At 44.7% G+C, this 5,187-nt stretch carries 1 protein-coding gene and 1 pseudogene; one reads left to right on the plus strand and one right to left on the minus strand.

The window, feature by feature from the left end; translation table 11 throughout:
- Positions 1-957 precede the first annotated feature (957 nt).
- Positions 958-4,032 (minus strand): annotated as a pseudogene (locus WAM07_RS02440) (efflux RND transporter permease subunit); the annotation flags it as partial.
- 114 nt (positions 4,033-4,146) lie between these two features.
- On the opposite strand from WAM07_RS02440, the gene WAM07_RS02445 reads away from it, so the two are divergent.
- Positions 4,147-4,992: a TetR/AcrR family transcriptional regulator gene (locus WAM07_RS02445; protein WP_422164477.1), complete on the plus strand. Its 846-nt coding sequence runs from the start codon at positions 4,147-4,149 to the stop codon at positions 4,990-4,992.
- Positions 4,993-5,187: the final 195 nt, after the last annotated feature.

A 5,187-nucleotide genomic window follows, 5' to 3' on the forward strand; every position in this document is an offset into this window, starting at 1 on the left:
AACTTATTTACTTCTGGTATCACCCAGCATCTGGTCCACGTAACCGCGGATGACCGGACTATTGATCGTCGTCAGATAACTAAGCATCCATTTAATTGCTTTTTTATTCGGAGAGGCAGTATTAACTTCTTCTTCCACAGAATCCAGAGTGGAGAGAAGCTTATGCTGATTCTCTTCACTGAGATTAAGGTGAGGCACCATTTCTCTCAGCTGCTTAATGCTTAACCTGGTCAAATTGTAATTCTGGTTGTCTTCATCTGTTGGACTCATGTTAGCCCAGGTCAGAATTGGAGCCTGACTGCTCTGGTTCAACTGAGTCATATACCCATCCAGACACTCCATTAAGAATGAAGTGACGTGGGAGGAGTCAACGTTCGAATCCATCACCATGAATTGTTTCACATATTCCTTGGTCAAACCATTCAGCATAACGGCTGCATCCATCGAATAGGATTTATCCGCTTGATCATAGACACTTGCGATAAGCAATTGCTGTTGATCAATAAAGGATTTGTCGCTGAATGTTACAAGGGCCATATTAATAGCCTCAGCATCAGCAGTTTGATGGACCATTTTCCGTAACCATAGACCTCGTTTGATGCGGGCCTCAATCTGGTGGTAGATCTTTTCAGACGGTGTCAGCTTGGCGTCCTTATTGATCTCTGCAAACTCCTGATCCAGAGCTTTTTGACTATGGTCGATCAAGCCTGAAAGTAAACTAAACTTTGTAGAATAGTAACCGTTCAGTTCTTGTTCTTTCATTTCACTCTGCTGAGCTACTTCAGCCATGGTGGAAGCTGTGTACCCTTTTTGGATAAAGAGATGTTCAGCTTTGTTTACAATATGGCTTTGAGATTCTCTATTCTTATGATCTGTTGCAGCCAGTTCATCCTGATAAACGCTGTCACGGTCAAAAGAAGGAGAGGTCTTGCCTGTTTTGTCTTCTGCTTTCGTTCGTTTCTTTCTGCCTATTTTAGAAAGCAGTTCATAGACTACGGGAACAATTAACAGGGTCAGCAGCGTCGAGCTTGCGAGCCCGCCGATAACCGTTAATCCGAGCCCTTTACTAATAATCGATCCGCCTTCTAATCCTAAAGCAAGCGGCAGTAACGCACCGATGGTCGCGAGGGCAGTCATAAGGATCGGACGTAATCGGGTAGTTCCCGCATCAAGCAACGCTTCACGAGTAGTAAATCCTTCGTTCTCACGCTGAATCACCCGGTCGATTAAAACGATCCCGTTTGTAACGACAATCCCGATCAGCATGAGTCCACCGATCATGGCTGAAATACTCAGCGTTTCGCCGCCGATCAGCAACCCTAATACAGCGCCGATAATTGTAAACGGCAGGGCAAATAGAATCGCAAATGGTGCCAACGCTCCGCCAAAGAAGATGACGAGTACCAGATACACGATAGCAATCGCTGCGATCATGGCGAGACCCAGCTGACTGAAGGATTCATTGATATCCTCGGTCACTCCGCCAATAGAAAGATCAACGGAGGCAGGGTGGTCAATGTTATCAATCTCTTCCTGCACGTCGGCAGAGATCGAGCCAATGTCATCGGAAGAAGATGTCGCGCTTACACTCGCATAGACCTGACCGCCTTGTCGGCTGATCGTATCTTCTGTTGTGCCTTCTTCTACATCCGCAATGTCATCTACCTGCACGGTCTGGCCAAGCGGCGTCTGAATTTCTTCGTTCGTTAGTTCATCAATACTTTCATAACTGTCATTTTCAATTTCCAGATAAACCTGCAGTTCTTCGCCGTCCTGCTGCACGGTAGTAACTTCCGGACGTTCGCGATTCGGACTCAGCGTCTGACCAACCTGACCTGCTGTGAGGCCGAGACTGCTAAGTTCACTAGGATTAGCTACCAGCGTGTACTCTTCATAGGACTCAGACAGGCTTGATTCGGCGTCTGACAGGTCTTCCTGGTCGTTTAGAATCTGTGTCACTTCTTCTACATAAGGTTTAATTTCCTCGGTAGAATCTCCGAATACCTGGACTTGAATATCACTGCTGGAACCGGTTGAAGAGAAGTCCTGGTTACTCCAGTCTCCACGATCGGTCATTTCCTTCAGATCATCCATAACCTGCTGTTTCTCATCAGAAAAGTTCTCCGTGTCTTCGTTGTATTCTACGAAAAATGCTGCCTGATTAGAGGCGCCGGGGTTCATTGGATTTTCTCCACCCACGGAATACTGGATATTTTCAACGTCTTCACGGTCAGCGAAATATTGATAGGCATTTTCTGCAATTCCTTCAACATCTTCAACCGTCTGGCCTGGTGCCGGACTATACGTTGGCATGACCATCTTCTCTTCTTCAGAAGGAAGGAAGCTTACGCCCACCAGCGGAATTAAGGCAATACTTCCAGCCAGGATCGCGACAGCGGCCAGGGAAGTAATGATTTTGTGATTTAATACACTGTTTAAAACTTTCTTATAGCCTTTGGCCATTCTTCCGGGACCTTCTTTATGACTCTTAACGGCCTGCTTTTTATTTAATAGACTGTGAGACAGCATCGGCACAATGGTGATCGCAACCACCAGGGAGGCAAGTAAGGCAAATACAACCGTTAAGGCAAAAGGAAGGAAGATTTGGCCTACGACACCTTCAACTAATCCTAATGGCAGGAAGACGGCAATCGTTACGATCGTAGAGGAAAGAATCGGCATAAACATTTCCTTCGTAGCAGATCGTATCAGGTCTTTACCTTCCAGCTTCTCATCGGTCAGCGACATTCGCCGGTAAATATTCTCGACAACCACAATGGAGTCATCGACCACTCTTCCGATGGCTACCGTCATTGCGCCAAGTGTCATAATGTTTAACGTAATGCCCATTTGGTTTAACACAATAAGAGCGATAAACAGGGATAGCGGGATGGAGATAACCGAGATAATCGTAGTTCGGAAGTTCCTTAAGAATAATAGAATCACAGCAACTGCAAATAGTCCTCCAAAGAGGGCTTTATTTAACATCGTGCTGACGGATTCTTCAATCGGTTCACCCTGGTCAAAGGAATAAACGAATTCTATTCCATTGATGTCCTCTTCAAACTCGGAAGCTTGATCTTTCACTAGGTTAACCACGTCAACCGTGTTCGCTTCCTGAGATTTAACAATTTGTATAGAGATGGATTCTTCACCGTTTGTTCTGGAAATGGAATCGGTTTGGCCGACCACCTCGAGATTGGCCACTTCGGACAGTGGAACCGTAGGAATACTCTCTTGAGCTGATTGCCCTGAACCTTGCTGTCCTGCACCCTGTCCGTTCTGGGAAGGGGTAAGCGGGATTTCAAGATTCTTTAAGTCTTCTAGATTCGTAACGTTTCCATCCATAACGACCGATTTTTTCGTGTCATCGAACGTGTATAATCCTAATGGGAAAGCAACATCGGCGCCCTGGATATAATTGGTCACGGTTTCCTGATCCAGCCCATTTTCCTGTAAGGCTTCTTCATCAAAATTCATTTGAACTTCCTGGACCTGCTGACCGGAAACTTGAACATCAGCAACTCCTTCCAATCCTTCCAGCTCTGGAACGATGGTGTCGTTAACAGTGGAGGTTAATTCTTCTAAACTACCGTTTTCGTTAAGTACACTCATACTGATAACCGGGAAGGCATTAAAGTTCACCCGGGATACGTCGGGTTCCTGAGCGGCTTCAGGAAGCGTAAAGGAATCGACCGCTTCTTGCAGTTCATCCTCAGCTTCATCTAAATCTTTACTGTAGCTGTATTCAAGCTGTAAACTTGAAGCATTCTGGAAGGAAGATGAACTGACGGTCTTGACCCCGTTCAGATTCTCCACCTGCTGCTCCAGCGGTTCTGATATTTCATCTGCCACCTCTTCCGGAGTTGCTCCCGGATACGTAGTGGTTACGGTAACGATAGGTGGATCAATGTCTGGAATGGTTTCCAGTTTCATGTTTAATCCTGAATACAAGCCCGCTGCTGTTATAATGATCGTGATTAACCAGACAGCGAATTTGTTGTTCATGGAAAAATTTATAATCTGCTTCATTAGTTCCTCTCCTTTCAATTTGACCACTTAGTCAACCTGGTTTAAAATATACATGACCGAATGGTCATAAGTCAAGAATCAAACTCTGAACGTATAGAAAGGGTTACAATCAATATGGATCCAAAGAAAAAGAATATTATAGAACAAGCGATCAAGCTATTTGCAAGAAAAGGCTTCAGCTCTACTTCCGTGCAGGAAATTGCCAAAGAATGCAATATATCCAAAGGCGCCTTTTATCTTCATTTTAAGTCTAAGGATGAGTTGTTATATGAATTGTTTGAGCATTACTGGAGAAGAATGCAGCGGCGGGTGAATGAGGTTTCTTCTGAGCCTCTTGAGCCGAACGAGAAATTCGCCCAGCAGCTAAAGGTTACCATTGAGGAAGTTGCGAATCACAGAGAATTCATTATTATGCAGATCCGTGAGCAGGTTATTCCTTTTAATGAAAATATCGAGCAATTTATTAAGAAGATGCGTTACCATTCGTATTTATTTTATAAAAATCATTTAATTTCCATCTACGGGAAAGAGGCGGAGGCTTATGCGTGGGAAGGAAGCTTAATTACGCAAAGCTTAGTCAGTAATTATATTGATTTGATCATCGTCGATAACGTAGAGTTTAACTTTCTAGAAGTTGCTGACTCTATTGTCACGAAGGTAGATTACATGATGAAGGGGATTATGGAGAACAAGGATACCCCCATCATCACGGAGGAGATCATCGAGCAAATGGCTCCTGATGACTTCAGCCTCTCACAACTGGATGAGATCATCCGCGAGTTAAAAGAAGTCACGGTGTCAGAAGCGGGTCAGGATATTAAAGATACAGCTGAAGTCCTCATTCTTGAATTGGAACGCACTTCTCCGCGTGTAGCAGTGGTCAAAGGAATGGCGTCTAATCTTGAAAAACATGAAGCGTATTTAGATTTAGCTTCTAAACTAAGAGCGTATTTTATTTAAAACACTTATTACGCTAAAGGGCCGGATAGTTGAAGACTCAGTTTCGAGGTATCTTTGGCCCTTTACTCAATATAGAGGAGGGATGTCTGCGGAAACAACTCGCTTTCCTGCGGGGGAACTGGCAAGCCTCCTCAGTCGTTAACACTCCTTGTGGGGTCTCGCCTAGCTCCTTCTCCCGCGGGAGTCTCGTCGTTT

Origin of the sequence: Halobacillus sp. (assembly GCF_049282395.1) — a bacterium.
Classification (GTDB): domain Bacteria; phylum Bacillota; class Bacilli; order Bacillales; family Halobacillaceae; genus Halobacillus.